The sequence below is a fragment of the Bradyrhizobium sp. B124 genome (genome assembly GCF_038967635.1).
GTDB lineage: Bacteria > Pseudomonadota > Alphaproteobacteria > Rhizobiales > Xanthobacteraceae > Bradyrhizobium.
The window spans coordinates 5,723,180-5,738,290 of record NZ_CP152413.1; the positions used below are offsets into that span (position 1 = coordinate 5,723,180).

The window sequence follows — 15,111 nt, forward strand, 5'->3', positions numbered from 1 at the left end:
CCTATGAACGCCCCCTTGCCGGGTCAAGCTCGCTCACGCCGACATGAACTTATGCCAGCCCGGCGTCCAGCGCGGGGGCGGAAATCTCCATGATTTCAGGTGTTTCGGTCCAAAGCAGCGCGGCCCGGACGGGCAGCTGGGGATAAAGCTTCGCCAGCACGGCCCGATAGAGCGCGAGCTGCCGCACATAGCCCCGTGGCGCCTCCGCGGCGGTCTTCGGCGGGGCGTGGTTGGTCTTGAAATCGACGATCAGGACGTCGGTCGGCGTCACCACCAGCCGGTCGATCTGGCCCGAGACCAGCGCCTTCGGCTGGCCTGGCCGCTCCAGCCGTCCGACGATCGAGACCTCCGCGCGGCTGCCGGGCGCGAACACCGCGGCGAAACGGGGATCGGCAATCAAGTCCAGCACCTGGTCAGCGAGCGCGGCTTGCTCCTTGTCGCTCCAGCCGTCGGCGTTGCGCGCGAGGTAGCCGAGCGCGGCGGTGCGCCGCCGCTCGGCGGCAATTCCGGGCAACGATTGCAGCAGGCGATGTACCAGCGTGCCGCGTTGCAGGGCGCGGGCGCGCAGCAGCACCGATTCGCCGGTTCGTATCGGATGGCTGTCGCCATCGGCCGGATCGGACGGGCGCAGTACGCCCGCGGCGAAAGCTTCAGGTGCGGCCGCGGTCCGCAGCCAGGACGGCAGTGCGATCGACGCTACGGCCGTTGACGCAACAGCGCCGGTGAGATCGGCAACGTCGTCGGGCCGCGAATAGCGCATCACCTTGCCGGCCGGCGTCTCGAGCTCTTCGAGCTTCAGCCCGGAATTGGCGAGCCCCTTGGTGATCAGATCGTACCAGGAGGATTTCCGCACCGTGTTCATGTTGCCGGGCATGCAGCCGCCGACGATCAGCCGGTCGGCCGCACGCGTCATCGCGACATAGAGCAGGCGGCGATACTCGTCCTCGGTGTCGCCGAGCATCGCCTTGCGCGCATCGGCGACATTGGGTGGATCCTCGGCCTTCTTGCCGGCCCACACCACGACGCCGGGCGCGTTCGGCGCGGCATTGCCCTGCGGTAGATGGATCAGCCGCAGCCGCTGCGTGTCCGACGGCGAGGTCGTGGTGTCGACCAGGAACACGACCGATGCCTCGAGGCCCTTGGCGCCGTGCACGGTCATGACGCGAACCTCGTCGCGCGAAATCTCCATGTCGCGCTTCACCTCGGTGTCGGCGGCGCGCAGCCAGGCGATAAAGCCCTGCAGCGAGGCCGGCGCCTTGCGCTCATAGCCCAGCGCGAGCTCGAGGAATTCGTCGAGCGCATCATTGGCCTCGTGGCCAAGCCGGCGCAGGATGCGCGCCCGTCCGCCGTCGCCGCCGAGCAGCCAGGCATAGAACGCGAACGGCGTCTCCTCGGTGAAGCGGCGCTCGCATTGTTCGAGGCGGCGCAGCGCGGCCGACAAGCGCTCATCGCTCGGCGCCTGTGCGGCCAACGCCTCGCGCAGCGCGCCGCGGCGCTGGTACGCCAGCTTGAACAGATCGTCGTCGGTGAGGCCGAACAGCGGGCTCTTCAGCGCCACCGCCAGCGCGAGGTCGTCCTGCGGCAGCAGCAGCGCGTCGGCGAGGTTCATCAGGTCGATGATCGCGATGTGCTCGGTCAGCTTCAGCCGGTCGGCGCCGGCAACCGGAATGTTGGCGTGCTTGAGCGCCTGGATCACCGCGTCGAACGCGTTGCCGCGCCGCCGCACCAGGATCAGCATGTCGCCATAGCGTAGCGGCTGTCGTCCGCCTTCACTGCCGGTCATGGTGCCGCTAGAGACGAGGCGCTTGATCTCGGCCTGGATGCGCCGTGCGAGCTTTACTTCGGGGCTGGTCACCGAGACGCCGTCGAACGGCGCGCGCCAGCCCTCGATGTCCTGGCGGTCGTCGGCTACGGCGAGATCCCAGAGCTCGATCAGGCTGGGGCCGGCGTCGGCCATCGCATTGTGGATCGGATAGCCGTTCTCCACCGCGTGGATGCTGCGGAAGATCTCCTGCTCGCGGAATACATGGTCGACCGAATGCAGGATCACCGGCCCCGAGCGGAACGAATAGGTGAACGACACCGGATCGAATTTCAGCCCGGCTTCCTCGAACCGCCGCTTCAGCTCGCGCCGCCGCAGATCGAACTCGCGGGGTGCTGCGCCCTGGAACGAGAAGATCGACTGCTTCTCGTCGCCGACCGCGAACACGGTACGCACCAGGCCGTCGCGCGCGCCGGCGCCGGAGGTGAATTCCGAGATGATATGCGCGACGATGTCCCATTGCCGCGGGCTGGTGTCCTGCGCCTCGTCGATCAGCACGTGATCGACGCCGCGGTCGAGCTTGTAATGCACCCAGCCTGAGGAGACGCGGTCGAGCATCGCCAGCGTCTTGTCGATCAGATCGTCATAATCGAGCAGGCCGCGCTCCAGCTTCTCGCGCCGGTAGTGCGCGGCCGCCGCGGTCGCGATGTGGATCAGCGCCTCGGTGCGGTCGCGCGCCACCACGGCGCGGCGGCGCTCGATCAGGGGACTAAGACGATCGACCTCCGCCTCGAACCGGTGGCCCGCGACGGCATTCTTCTTGATGAAGTTGTTGGTGATGACAGACGCGCGCGGCGCACGGTCATCGGTCAGGAAGACGCCGAGATATTCCTCGACCTGGGCTGCTCCGGTAAAGGTCAGCGCGCTCCGCAGCCGCTCGGCCTGCTTCTGGTCCGCCTTGCTGCTGGTGTCGAGGAGCGTCGCCAGCTCCTTCCAGCTCGACCGCGGCAGGTTCGGTCCATCGACGATCTCGCGCTCGACATCCTCGATGCGAATATCGGCCGGGACGCCGAGCGCGGCCGACATCTGCGCGGCGGCGGCTGCGGCGTTGCCGGCGGCATCGGTCCAGGCCATGAAATGGTCGCGGCTCAGACAAGCCTCGCGGACCACCTCCTTGAAGGTGACGTCGGCGGCATTCGCCATCGCCGTCCGCAGCGCGCGGCCGATGGGACTGTCGGGAATCCGCGACGCCTCGAGGAACACCGCGAGATTGGCGCGTTCCATCATTTCGTTCTGGTCGCGGTCGTCCAGCACGGCGAAGCGCGCCGGCACGTTGGCCTCGAACGGAAACTGTTGCAGCAGACGGGTGCACAGCGCGTGGATGGTCTGCACCTTCAAGCCGCCGGGCGTTTCCAGCGCGCAGGCAAACAGCTTGCGCGCCTCGCGCCGCAGCGAAGCGCTCGGATGTGCAATGCCGGCCTCGCGGATCGCGACGTTGAGCGCCTCGTCGTCGAGCGTCACCCAGTGGCCGAGCGTCGTGAACACGCGTTCGGCCATGTTGGCCGCGGCAGCCTTGGTGAAGGTGATGCAGAGGATCTTCTCTGGCGGCACGCCGGACAGCAGCAGGCGGATCACGCGCTGGACCAGCACGTGGGTCTTGCCGGAACCGGCATTGGCCGACACGAACGTCGACACCTTCGGATCGGACGCGCGCGCCTGCGCGTCGCGCACCGCTGGCGGGATGGGTCTGATAGCCTTCACCATTCCTCGATCCCCAGGCCGCCGGCCGCGGACCATTCCTTGATGCGCGCGAGATCGTCATAGGCGCCGTAACGGTTCGCCCACATCGAGAGGTTCAGCGAGGTGTAGGCCTGCTGCTCGTCGTCGAAGGCGCGGATCAAGGCTTCCAGCTTGCGCCGCGCGCTGTCGGCGGCCTCATCGGGCGGCTGCGGCGTGTCGTTGGTCTTGATCTTCAGTTCCAGCGAACGTTGCTCGCCCGGTGGGTTGTTGCCGCTCAGCCTGACATAGACGAGGTCGCCGACCGAAGAGTCCGCCGGAATGTCGGCGAAGCCGCCCTCGCGCAGGATCGCGGCTTCCAGCGTGAGCTGCGGCGACAGGCCCATGCGCACCTGCTTGCCGGTCGGCGGCTGGCCGGTCTTGTAGTCGAGGATCGCAAAGCTGCCGTCGTCGCGCCGCTCGATGCGGTCGGCGCGCGCCGAGAGCACGAATGTCCTGGCATCGTCGAGCGGAATGCCGATCTCGCCGCGAATCTCGGCCTTGATCGAATCAATATTGCCGCGCCGGGCTCGCTCCCATTCGGCAAACCATGCCGCGATACGCTGGAAGCGCGGCCACCACAGCGCGCGCGCTTCGGGCCGCTCCATCAGCGGCGCGAAATGCTTGGCCCCGATGTCGCGCAGCGCGCTCTTGATGTCGTCAGGCAGCGCGTCGGCGTAAGTTTGTGTGAACTCGCCGAGGGATTCGTGGATTGCGGAGCCGCGATCGGCCGCCGACAGCGGCATGTCGACGGGATCGAGCGGATCGAGCTTCAGGATGTAGCGCGCATAGATCGTGTAGGGATCGCGCAGCCAGTCCTCGATCGCGGTGACCGACATTTTCAGCGGCCGTGCCTCGCGCGGTGGCCGCGGCTCCGGCTGCGGGATCGGCTGGACTGTATCGGGTCGGTCGAGCTCGGCGGCGTATTGCACGTAAGCTTCGCCGGCCGATGTCGCAGCCTTCCAGCGCGCTTCGCCCGCCACCGCCTCTAACCGATGCAGGAAGCGCGAGGCGACCGCCGGCGCGCCGCCGACCTTGGCCGCATGGGTAAGGATCACCTCGTCATGGCCGAGCAGTTGGGTAAAGTCGTGCGCAGAGAGGCCGATGCGCCGTTCGGGAAGATCGAGCCCGAGCTCGTGCCGCATCGGCCGGCTCAGCCACGGATCGATCCGCGGCGCCGGCGGCCAGACGCCCTCGACCAGACCGCCGAGGATGACGCGATCCGACTCGGTCAGACGCGCCTCGAGCTGGCCGAAGATGTTGAGTTGCGCGCGCGCCGATTCCGGCCGCCGCACCATGCGGTCAGCGAATGCGGTCTGGAACACCTCGGGATAGTCTGACAGCGGCGTCATCAGCCCGCTCGGCTGCTGCTTGGCGAGCAGCTCGTCGAAGGCGGACGCGAGCGACGCGCCGGCGCGCTCCTCGAACACGATGGCGACGCCGTTCTGGTCGGCCGACAGCGCGATCAGCGCCTCGCGATGACGCGCGGCCAGCTCGGCGAAATCATAGGGCTTTGACGAGGCCATGCCTTCCAGCGGCGCCAGCGCCGCCTGCAATCTGGCGATCAGGTCCTGGGCCTGGTTGAGCTCGTTGTCGCGCAGCCGGGCGCGCGGCTCCATGGCGTGCAGCGACGAGGTCTCGCCGCCATGCAGCTTGACGAGCTCGGCGCGGAAACGCACAAAATCGCGCGCGAGGCCGTTGGTCGCAGCTTGCGGCCGTGTGCCGCGGAGCAGCGCGATCTCCAGCACCTCGATCGCGCGCTTCAGGGCGCCATGGGCGCCGCCGAGCCGGAACAGCGGATGCTTGAGCAGAGCGAGCAATGTCGGCGGTTCCAGCCCCTTGGCCGCGGCCCCCGCGGTGAGGCGGGCGAACACGCCGGGTGGCGTTTCCATCAGCGCATCGCCACCGGAATCGTCGAACTCCAGCTTCCAGCGCGTCAGCGAGGCCATCACGCGGCGTGCCAGCGCGCGATCAGGCGTCACCAGCGCTGCCGATTTGCCGAGATGCCGTGCCTCGCGCATCGCAACCGCGATCGCCAGCGCCTCCATTTCCGGATTGGGGGCTTCGACCACGGTGAGGTTGGTCATCCCGGCGGAAATCCGCGCCACGATCTCGGGCCGCTCCAGCCGGTCGTGCCACTGCGCGGTCGCGGTCGAGGGGCGCATCGTCTCCGACACCAGCACCTCGCGGCCGAGCGGCGCAGGCTCAGCAAGGCTCTCGACGTCGCGGCGCTTGATCCCGAAGCGGTCGAGCAAGGCGTGCATCGCGAATTGCGGGTGGTTGGACGAGGGCGGCGTGGTGAACCTGCCGTCGTCGCCGCGTTCGCCGCCGATCGTGTCCCAGGAGTCCTCGTCGAGATCGGTGTCGAGCCCGGGCAGCACCACGGCGCCGTTCGGAAGCTTCGCCACCGCGTGGAGGAATTTTGCGGTGGCCGGCATCGAGCCGGTCGAACCAGCCGCAATCACCGGGCCCGTGGGATGCGCGGTCAGCCGCGTCGCCTCTGCCTCGATCAGGAGATCGCGTCGCGCGGCCGGCTCGATCCGGCCGATCTCCTTGAGGTAGTTCGGCCAGGCGTCGCGCGCGATGCGCAGGAAGTCGAGCGAATGCTGCCAGTATTTGTCGAGCTGGTCCGGCACCAGGCGGTCGAGCGCGCGCCAGTCGACGCCGCGCGTTACCATGTCGTCCATCAGCCGCGCCAGGTCGCCGGCGAGCTGCAGCGTCGAGGCCGGGCCGCCGACCACCAGCGGCGCCGACACCGGCGTCTTCGCCCAGGCCGCGACCAGATGCGCCAGCGTCAGCCGGCGCTCGAGCTCGCCGAGTCTCGGCGGGATCTCCAGCGGCGCGGCGCCGCCGACGTCGTCGCCCTGGTCGGCGAAAGCGAGCTCGTCCTCATCGATCTCGCCGAGCGCGACGATGCGCGGCAGCACCGCGGCGTCGGAATCGAGCACATCGAGGAAGATCTCGCGCGCCAGCCGTCCGGCGCGGCGGGTCGGCAGATAGAGCGTGGCGCCGGCGAGTTTCGCCGGATCGTTGCGTGCCTCGAATCCCGCGACCAGCCGGCCATCGACCAGCGCCGAAATGACGGTGCGCAGGAACGGCGCAGAGACGGGAACGCTGAAAACGCGCATGGGCTGCCTGGTTCGAATCAGGCGCCAATATAGGGAGCGGCGGCCGTCGTTAGCCACCCCTGCGGGTCAGCCATCACCGCTGATTATCGCAGCCGGGCGGCGCAGCGATCGACGGCATCCAGGAACCAGCGCAGCGCCGGATCCTCAGCCGCGCGGACTGTATGGATCAGATCGATCGCGAAGGCAGGGATGTCGATCGGCGGCATCACGACGGCGATCTCGGCGAGATGCGTGAAGCGGCGGGCGACGCGCTCGGCCATCGTAGCGATCAGATCGGTGCCGGCCACGGCGAAGGGAACGGCCACCACATGGGCAAGCGTCACGGCCACCCGTCGCTTCAGCCGATGGCGCGCCAGCAGCGCGTCGATCACGCTCGGCAGCCCGTCGCCGCCGGCCGCGGAGAACAGTACATGCGGCAGGGTCGCATAATCTTCCAGGCTGAGCGCCTCTGATCGGCTTGCGCGCGTGCCATCACGGATGCAGACGAAGCGTTCCTCGAACAGCCGGTGCCGGACACAGCGTGGCGAGCCCGGCAGATGGCCGCCGATCAGCGCATCGAGTTCGGCGCGCTCGAGCTTGACCAGGGCCGCCGTCGTGTCAGTCAGCGGGCGCACGGCAAGGTCGATGCCCGGGGCTTCCAAGCGCAACAAGCGGCTCAGTTCCGGCACCAGAACGAGGTCGCCGTAGTCGGTCGCCGCGATGGTGAAGCGCCTTCGCGCGGTGGCCGGATCGAAGCCCCGATCGGGCGCCAGCGCGCCCCTGATTTGCCGCAACGCCTCTCCGATCGGCCCGGCCAGTGCCAGTGCCTTTTCGGTCGGCTGCATGCCGGCGCCGGCGCGCAGGAACAGTTCGTCCGCAAACAGCGCGCGCAGCCTTCGTAGAGCGCTGCTCATCGAGGGCTGGGCGAGGCCAATGCGCTCGGCCGCGCGGGTGACGTGGCGCTCCTCGATCAGCGCCTCGAAGGCGACCAGCAGGTTGAGATCGACGGCAGCTAAATTCATCATAACAATAATGCTTATAAGAACAATCGATTTCAACAATGATTTGCGTGCGCCTACGGTCGCGACCGACACGACCACGAGGCGAAAAGACTTGGGACGATCATTCGCGAAGCTGATGCCGCGCGGGCCGACCTTGCTGGTCATCGGCGTGCTGGCCGGGCTGGCTTTCCCGCCCCTCGCGGACGGCGCACGCCCGCTGATGGCGGCGGCGATCTTCGTTCTGGTTCTCGGTACCTTTCTCCAGGTCGACGGCGCGGCGTTCCGGCGCGCGCTGGGGCGTCCGCTGGTTTCGCTGCTGTTGCCGGCGCTGGCGATGCTGGCCTGTCCGCTTGCGGTCGGCTTCGCGGCGCGCGGCGCCGGATTTCGGCCGGAGCTGATCGTTGCGCTGGTGCTGTCGGTGTGCGCGCCGCCATCGACCGGCACGGCGGCGGTCGCGCGCATGCTCGGATTCGACGCGACCGTTCCGCTGGCCGTGACGTTGCTGTCGATGGCGCTGGCGCCGGTCACGGTTCCGCTGATCGCAGCGGGATTTGCCGGTCTTGCGCTCGATCCGCTGGCGCTCGCCGCGCGGCTGGCGCTGCTGGTTGTCGGTGCCGGCGCGCTGGCGTTGCTGCTGCGCCGTCAGGCCGCTGCACAATTGGCGCGGCATTCGCGCATCATCGACGCGCTTGTGCTCGCCTCGCTGCTCGTGTTCGCGATTTCCACCATGGCGGGGGTGCGCACGCAGATCGCAGCGCAGCCGGCCACCGCGCTGACTTTGGTGGGCCTTGCCTTCGCCTGCAATCTCGCGCTGCAAGCGCTTGGCGCGCTGCTGACGCCGGGTCCGCTGGCCGAGCGATTGACCACGGGCCTCATTCTGAGCAACCGCAACGTCGGATTGGTCTGGTCGGCGATGGGCGCGGCGGTGTCGCCGATGACGGCGCTGTTCTTCGCGGCCACACAGTTTCCGATCTATATGATGCCGCGCCTGATCGAGATGCTGGTTCGGCGCGAGCGCAAGGAGAACGCCCCATCATGAGCGCGACCATCCTGACCGAAGACCTCGCCGTCCGTTTCGCCCGCATCGCGCTCGGCCATGTCACACGCGAATATCCGAACAAGCCGGATCATGTGCTGGCGGGTCCGCAGGATGCACGCACGCCGCGCGAGCTGCATCCGGTGTTCTTCGGCAGCTACGATTGGCACTCCTGCGTCCATAGCTACTGGATGCTCGCCCGGCTGCTGCGCCGCTATCCGGCGTCCGAAGCGGCGGACGAGATCCGCGCCTTGTTCGACGCGCAGTTCGTCACGGAGAAGATCGCGGCCGAATGCGCCTATCTCGCAGCCCCGACCGCGCGCGGGTTCAAGCGGCCTTACGGTTGGGGCTGGCTCTTGAAGCTTGCGGCAGAGCTCGCGCTGCTCGATGAAACGCAGTGGCGCGAGCAAATCACGCCGCTTGCCGCAATCTTCGCGCAGCGCTTCCGCGATTTCCTGCCGCTCGCCACCTATCCGGTGCGGGTCGGCACGCACTTCAACACTGCGTTCGGGTTGCGCATGGCCGCCGACTACGCCGCAGTGACGCAGGACGATGCGCTCAGTGCGCTGTTCCGCGAGACGGCGCTGCGTTGGTACGGAGCCGATCACGATTGCCCCGCCTGGGGTGAGCCCAGCGGCGATGATTTCCAGTCGTCGGCGCTGATCGAAGCCGAATGCATGCGTCGGCTGCTGGCGCCCGGCGACTTCCTACCCTGGTTCGACCGCTTCCTGCCTCAGCTCGCGCAACGCGAACCCGCAACCCTGTTCCGGCCGGCAGCGGTCACCGATCGGTCGGACGGCAAGCTTGCGCATCTCGACGGGCTCAATCTCAGCCGGGCATGGTGCTGGCGCGCGCTGGCCGGCGCATTGCCGGAGGGCGATGCGCGGCGCCCGATCCTGCAGGATACGGCGCGAGGCCATCTCGACGCCGGCCTGCCGCATATCGCCAGCGACTATATGGGCGAACACTGGCTCGCGAGTTTTGCGGTGCTCGCCATCGACAGCGAAGGCTGAGGGGGTGGTCGCTTACGCGACGCTTTCCAGGAAAGCTTCTTCCGCGGCCAGGATCGCGTCGGGTGTCCCGACATGCATCCAGACGCCGTCGAGGCGCAGGCCGAACAGCCGCTCCTGCTCGTTGGCGCGGTCGAACATCTTGGTCAGCGAGAATTCACCGGCGGGGGCGTCGGCGAACAGCGCAGGCGATATGATCGCGGCGCCGGCATAGACGAACGGCACCACCTGGTTCTCCCGCCGCTTGCGCAGCGCGCCGTCCGGCAACATCGAATAGTCGCCGCGGCCGCTATAGCCGATGCTCGAGGCGGTCGGCGCCATCAGCAGCAGAATATCCATCCGCGCGGGATCGAAGGTCTCCGCCAGCCGCGCCAGATTGGAGCGCACGCCGTCGATCCACATCGTGTCGGCATTGAGATGGAAGAACGGCGCATCGCCGAGCAGCGGCAGCGCCTTCACCACCGCGCCGCCGGTGCCGAGCAACTGGTCGCGCTCATCCGAGATGATCACGCGCGGACTGCTGCGGGTCTTGACGTGCTCGATGATCTGGTCGGGCAGATAATGCACGTTCACGACCGCTTCGCTGACGCCGGCGCCGGCGAGCTTGTCGAGCACATGGTCGAGCAGCGGTTGACCGGCGACGCTCACCAGCGGCTTCGGCATCGTGTCGGTCAGGGGGCGCATGCGCACGCCGAGGCCCGCAGCGAGCACCATAGCCTTATGGGGAGTGACGGGCATTTTCCTGATGTTCTCGGTCATCATCTCTCGGTGCCGATCATATCACGGCGATTCGGCAAGCGCATCGATCAGACGCCATAGTCACAGGACATGACGGCCGTAAGACGGCAATGGCGACGATAGCCTAGACGTCGGCAGCCTGCGCGCCGCGTTTGGCAGTTTTCTTCTTCTTGTCGCCTTGTTTGAGGAAGTTGACGCCGATCTGGTCGCCATTGACCCACGCCAGTTCGCAGCGGCGATAAGCCAATCCTGTTGACGACAGCAGCAGAAAGAACTCCTTCAGGTTCAGGCCCTCGACCGAGCCGTCGACGGAGAGCTTGGCACCCGTCTCCGACACGTCTTCCATGGTGCAGTCGCGCCGCCAGGTGCCGTCAATGCCCATCATGTGCGCGGCTATGCCGCGCTCAAACGTGACACGATCGCCCTTGCGTCGTTCCGTCCCCATCGTGTGGTCCTGCTCCCGATCCGGCCGCGCCCTGGATCACATGCGGCCTCCGCAACCTTAGGAGACCCAAGGCTAACAACCCGTAAACTACGGTACTGGGGGAGGGACGTTGGCTGTGTACCAGATGCGGAAGGTGGCCAGTGCCGGATGGGCCAGCGACCGCTCGAGGTAGGTCCAGATCCGCGGCTGGTGCTTCAGATATTGCGGCTTGCCGTCGCGGCGGTTGAGCCGCGCAAAGGTGCCGAGCAGGCGGGTGTTGCGCTGCGCCGACATGATCGCATAGAGCTCGGCGAAGCCTGCGGGATCGAAGCTCTCGTCGGTGGCGCGCCGCGCCTTGATGTAGCGGGTCAGGAGCGACAGTTCGAGCTGCTCGGGCACGTCGATCCGCGCATCCTGCAGCAGCGACACCACGTCATAGGCCGCAGGGCCGAGCAGTGCGTCCTGGAAGTCGATGATGCCGACGCGCAGGATGCCGGTGCGCTCGGCAAGCCAGATGATGTTGGGCGAATGGAAGTCGCGGATCACCCAGGTCTGCGGCGCCGCGGCGGGCTTCTGCAGAAGGCCGCGCCACATCCCGAGGAAGTCGGTGCGGAGCTCATCGTCCGGCTGCACGCCGCGGTCGGGCAGGTACCATTCCAGCATCAGCCCGATCTCGATCAGCCAGGCGTCGATATCGAACACGGGGATGTCGTAGCTCTCGTCTGGTGTCACCGGCAGCGTATCGGGCAGCGCCTCGCGATGCAGCGCCGCCAGCATGTCGACGGCGGCCTCGTAACGCTCGGCGATCGGCTGCGGCGGATCGCCCTCGATCACGCCTTCGGCGCCGAGATCCTCGGTGATCAGGAAGCCGGATTCGAGATCGATGTGGCGGATCGCGGGAGCGGAGAAGCCGTGCTTGCGCAGGCCGTTTCCGATGGCGACGAACGGCCTGACGTCTTCGGCGAGATGCACCGCTGCACTGTAGGACCGGCCGTTGTAGATCGCCGGGCCGTCGGGGCGGCGCGGCGAGTTCATCAGGATGACGCTGCCGTCGTCGTTGCGCAGCCGCGCATAGGAGCGCGTCGAGGCGTCGCCCGGCATGCGCTCGCGCCGGGCGTTGAGGAAGCCGCCGTGCTCGAGGAACTGGCGCAGCTCGTTGAGCCGCGCAACCTTCGCAGCGCCTTTGCCATGGCCGGTGATCTCGGCGGCGCGTGCAGCCGACCCGAGCGCCGGGCGGTGGCTGAACGCGATGTCGATGCGGTCGGAGGGCATGGCGTCCGGCGCGCGTTCCGGCCACTCGATCAGCGCCACGATGTCGTCGGGCAATGGCGACAGCCCGATCTCCTCGAGCTCGCTGGCATCGTTGATGCGGTAGAGGTCGGCATGAACCAGCGGAAACGACGGCAGTTCGTAAGTCTGCGCCAGCGTGAAGGTCGGGCTCGGCACTTCCAGCGTCTCGTCCGTGGCGAGATAGCGGATCAGCGCGCGGGCGGCCGCGGTCTTGCCGGCGCCGAGGTCACCCGACAGCGTGATGACGTCGCCGGCGCCGATCAGGAGCGCGAGGTCGGCCATCAGCTCGGCCGTCGCGGTTTCGTTCGCGAGCGCCACCGAGAATGTCGAGGTCGCCGTCATTCCGCGGCGTTGCGATGTGCGGTCTGGTCGATCGGGAAGTCGCAGGTCACGGTCGTGCCGCGGCCTACGGTCGAATCGACGCGCACCCGTCCGCCATGCAGTTCGACAAAGGAGCGGACCAGCGACAGGCCGAGCCCGGCGCCGCGATGCCGCGAGCCGTGGGAATGGCTCTCGAACCAGTTGAACACCTTGTCGCGCATCTCGGCCGGAATGCCGGGACCGGCGTCGGTCACCGAAAACACCACGCTATGCTCGGTGCGGTGCGCGCTGATCGCGACGGTGGCGTCATGCGGCGAGAAGCCGACCGCATTGGCGAGCAGATTGTAGAGCACCTGCACCACGCGCCGCTCGTCGCCGACGAAGGCGCCGATGTTGGGCTCGATATCGACCTTCAGCGTGATGCGGTCGGTTGCAAGGCGGTCCTGGATGCCTTCGGCGGCGGCCTCGATCGCCTGGCCGATATTGACCGGGCCGAGCTCGAGCTTCATCGCGCCGGCGTCGATGGTGGCGAGATCGAGAATGTTGTTGGTCAGCGCCAGCAGTGCGTTGGTCGATTTGGTGACGTAGTCGAGATATTCGGCCTGCTTCGGCGTCAGCGGTCCGGTCGAGGGATCGCTGAGGAAATGCGCGAAGCCGATGATGGTGGTGAGCGGCGCGCGCAGCTCGTAGGAGACGTGGTGGACGAAATCCACCTTCATCTGGTCGGCGGCTTCCAGCGCCTCGTTGCGCTCGCGCAGCGCCCGCTCGACATTCTCGGTGTCGGTGATGTCCTGGAAGGCCAGCAAGGTCTTGCCGTCGGGCAGCGGGATGGTCATGCAATTCAGCACGCTGCCGTCCTTCCGCTCCAGCTTGAGCGCGACCTGGGCGCGGTTCTCGATCGCGGTGATCTGCTCGCGCAGCGTCCGCCAGGTCAGCGCATCGTCGAACAGCGGCCGGCACAGCGCTTCCACCGCCTCGATATGCGGTTCGCCCTGCAGCGCGTCGGCCGGCAGCTTCCACATCTTGGCGAAGGGCGGGTTGAACAGCTCGGCGCGGCCGTTGCTGCCGAACACCGCGACCGCCTCGCCGAGATTGTCGAGGGTCTCGCGCTGCACCCGCGTCAGGCGGTCGTAGCGGCGCGCGAGGTCGAGGCTCTCGGTGACGTTGTCGAACAGATAGGTGACGCCGCCCTCGAGGTTCGGCGTGGTGACGACGCTGATGGCGCGGCCGTCGGGCAGGAACCAGGTGTAGGTCTCGGATTCGACCGCGCGATAGGCCTCGTGCAGCTTGGCCTTCCAGGCGCGGAAGTCCGGCTGCTCGGGCAGCTTGCGGTTGGCGCGCAGCCGGTCCAGGACGCTGGAATCGTCGGGATTGCTGTCGAGGAAGGCCTGGTCGAGGCCCCACAGTCGCCGATAGGACTCGTTGTAGAAGGTGAGCCGCCGGTCGGCATCGAACACCGCGACGCCCGAGGATAGCTGATCGAGGGTGCGCCGGTGCGCTTCGACCATCCGCGCGATCGCCGCGCGCAGCGCCGCGGCTTCGCTGGCGTCGATCGCGATACCGGCGCTGCCGCCGGAGAGCTTGAGCGCCTGCACGTCGTAGATCCGCCGCTCGCCGCTGACCACGATCGGCAGCCGTGCGGCATAATTGGCATTGTCGTTCAGCGCGCGGGTCAGTTCGGTGCGCTGGTCGCTTTCGAGCAGTTCGAGGTTGCGCTGCAGCGCATCCGACACGCTCTTGCCCTCGGTGGCGCGGACATAGGCCGCGTTGGCATAGCGCAGATTGCCCTCGAGGCTCTTGGCCCAGATCGGCCATGGCGCGGCGGCGGCGAAATCGCGCAGCAGCTCGGTCTCCTCCTGCAGCGTCTTGTAGCGCAGGTTGGATTCGGCGAGCTCGCGGCGCAAGCCGCCGAGCTCGCGGATACGCAGGATGGCCTGGCCGCCGATCGCGCGGCCCATCGCCTCGATGGCGCGGCCGGCCGAGGTCGAGAGGTTGAGCAGGAACGCCTCGCCCTTCTCGCGCAACGCGTCGACCGCGTGGTCCATCTGCAGCGCCGGCTCGGGCGGCAGCCAGGTTCCGAAGGCGAGGATGCGCTGCGGCGCGCTTTCCTGCGACATCACCAGCGAGACGTCGCCCGAGATCTGCGGCCGGTTGTCACCCGCGGCCCAGGAGATCAGGACCTGCGGTTCGACGAACAACAGGGCACGCAGCCGGTCCGATTGCGCCTGCAGGTCCGTGATCTCGGACTGCAGCTGCTCCTCGTTCCGCGTCGCGCGCTGGCGGGTGCGCATTAAGAGGATCGCGGCGACGGCGGAGAAGCCGACCAGCGCGAACGACGTCGCGAGAACCGCGACCTCCTGATGATTGAAGCCGAAATGATCCGACAGCGCCTGGGTCACCAGGCTCTCGGCGGCAAACGAGGCGCGGGCCGGCAGCAATGCGGTGATGGCGAGCCCAAGCATGCCGTCGCGCGCCAGTGAGGTGCATGACAGCAGGGTTCGACGCATTGCCGCGACTACGCCCGACATATGTTGCCCCAGAACGCACAAACCTTAAGGCATGATCCGGAAAACAGGAGACCGGTATTCCCCCACGGCAAACGTATAACGTTTGTCCGGGGATCATGCCCAAGCAGGACCCAACAGC

Annotated in this window: 9 protein-coding genes; 2 read left to right on the top strand and 7 right to left on the bottom strand. The window is 67.7% G+C overall.

The window, feature by feature from the left end; translation table 11 throughout:
• Nucleotides 1-49 precede the first annotated feature (49 nt).
• The 3 genes from addA to AAFG13_RS27300 all read right to left on the bottom strand — a co-directional run bounded on the left by addA (nt 50) and on the right by AAFG13_RS27300 (nt 7,811).
• On the bottom strand, nt 50-3,526 hold the full coding sequence (gene addA, locus AAFG13_RS27290; protein WP_342708747.1) for a double-strand break repair helicase AddA: 3,477 nt from the start codon (nt 3,524-3,526) through the stop codon (nt 50-52).
• Nucleotides 3,520-6,666 (bottom strand): double-strand break repair protein AddB, encoded by a 3,147-nt coding sequence (gene addB / locus AAFG13_RS27295; protein ID WP_342708748.1) that lies wholly within the window; start codon nt 6,664-6,666, stop codon nt 3,520-3,522. Before addB ends, addA begins: the two co-directional genes overlap by 7 nt.
• An 83-nt stretch (nt 6,667-6,749) precedes the next feature.
• Nucleotides 6,750-7,811: a LysR substrate-binding domain-containing protein gene (locus AAFG13_RS27300; RefSeq protein ID WP_342708749.1), complete on the bottom strand. Its 1,062-nt coding sequence runs from the start codon at nt 7,809-7,811 to the stop codon at nt 6,750-6,752.
• On the opposite strand from AAFG13_RS27300, the gene AAFG13_RS27305 reads away from it, so the two are divergent.
• Together AAFG13_RS27305 and AAFG13_RS27310 are read left to right on the top strand one after the other, a co-directional pair.
• Nucleotides 7,759-8,685, top strand: a complete 927-nt coding sequence (locus AAFG13_RS27305) for a hypothetical protein (RefSeq protein WP_342708750.1) — start codon at nt 7,759-7,761, stop codon at nt 8,683-8,685. The genes AAFG13_RS27300 and AAFG13_RS27305 overlap by 53 nt on opposite strands.
• Nucleotides 8,682-9,695 carry a DUF2891 domain-containing protein gene (locus AAFG13_RS27310; protein WP_342708751.1) on the top strand — a complete coding sequence of 338 codons (1,014 nt, stop codon included), beginning with the start codon at nt 8,682-8,684 and terminating at the stop codon, nt 9,693-9,695. The genes AAFG13_RS27305 and AAFG13_RS27310 overlap by 4 nt, the downstream gene beginning before the upstream one ends.
• Before the next feature lie 12 nt (nt 9,696-9,707).
• Here AAFG13_RS27310 and AAFG13_RS27315 read toward each other — a convergent pair whose 3' ends face one another.
• The 4 genes from AAFG13_RS27315 to AAFG13_RS27330 all read right to left on the bottom strand — a co-directional run bounded on the left by AAFG13_RS27315 (nt 9,708) and on the right by AAFG13_RS27330 (nt 14,993).
• Entirely contained in the window at nt 9,708-10,430 is a 723-nt protein-coding gene (locus tag AAFG13_RS27315; protein WP_342713404.1) for a nucleotidyltransferase family protein, read from the bottom strand.
• Nucleotides 10,431-10,554: 124 nt separating this feature from the next.
• Nucleotides 10,555-10,875, bottom strand: a complete 321-nt coding sequence (locus AAFG13_RS27320) for a PilZ domain-containing protein (protein WP_163156892.1) — start codon at nt 10,873-10,875, stop codon at nt 10,555-10,557.
• An 87-nt stretch (nt 10,876-10,962) separates the two neighbouring features.
• Entirely contained in the window at nt 10,963-12,486 is a 1,524-nt protein-coding gene (gene tsaE, locus AAFG13_RS27325; protein ID WP_342708752.1) for a tRNA (adenosine(37)-N6)-threonylcarbamoyltransferase complex ATPase subunit type 1 TsaE, read from the bottom strand.
• Nucleotides 12,483-14,993, bottom strand: coding sequence for an ATP-binding protein (locus AAFG13_RS27330; protein WP_342708753.1), 2,511 nt, complete (start codon nt 14,991-14,993; stop codon nt 12,483-12,485). Before AAFG13_RS27330 ends, tsaE begins: the two co-directional genes overlap by 4 nt.
• Nucleotides 14,994-15,111 lie beyond the last annotated feature (118 nt).

What these genes read in the sequence shown, in the direction of transcription:
- addA (WP_342708747.1), bottom strand. Translation starts at nt 3,526, where the DNA reads ATGGTGAAGGCTATCAGACCCATCCCGCCAGCGGTGCGCGACGCGCAG.
- addB (WP_342708748.1), bottom strand. Translation starts at nt 6,666, where the DNA reads ATGCGCGTTTTCAGCGTTCCCGTCTCTGCGCCGTTCCTGCGCACCGTC.
- AAFG13_RS27300 (WP_342708749.1), bottom strand. Translation starts at nt 7,811, where the DNA reads ATGACCAGCAAGGTCGGCCCGCGCGGCATCAGCTTCGCGAATGATCGT.
- AAFG13_RS27310 (WP_342708751.1), top strand. Translation starts at nt 8,682, where the DNA reads ATGAGCGCGACCATCCTGACCGAAGACCTCGCCGTCCGTTTCGCCCGC.
- AAFG13_RS27315 (WP_342713404.1), bottom strand. Translation starts at nt 10,430, where the DNA reads ATGCCCGTCACTCCCCATAAGGCTATGGTGCTCGCTGCGGGCCTCGGC.
- AAFG13_RS27320 (WP_163156892.1), bottom strand. Translation starts at nt 10,875, where the DNA reads ATGGGGACGGAACGACGCAAGGGCGATCGTGTCACGTTTGAGCGCGGC.
- tsaE (WP_342708752.1), bottom strand. Translation starts at nt 12,486, where the DNA reads ATGACGGCGACCTCGACATTCTCGGTGGCGCTCGCGAACGAAACCGCG.
- AAFG13_RS27330 (WP_342708753.1), bottom strand. Translation starts at nt 14,993, where the DNA reads ATGTCGGGCGTAGTCGCGGCAATGCGTCGAACCCTGCTGTCATGCACC.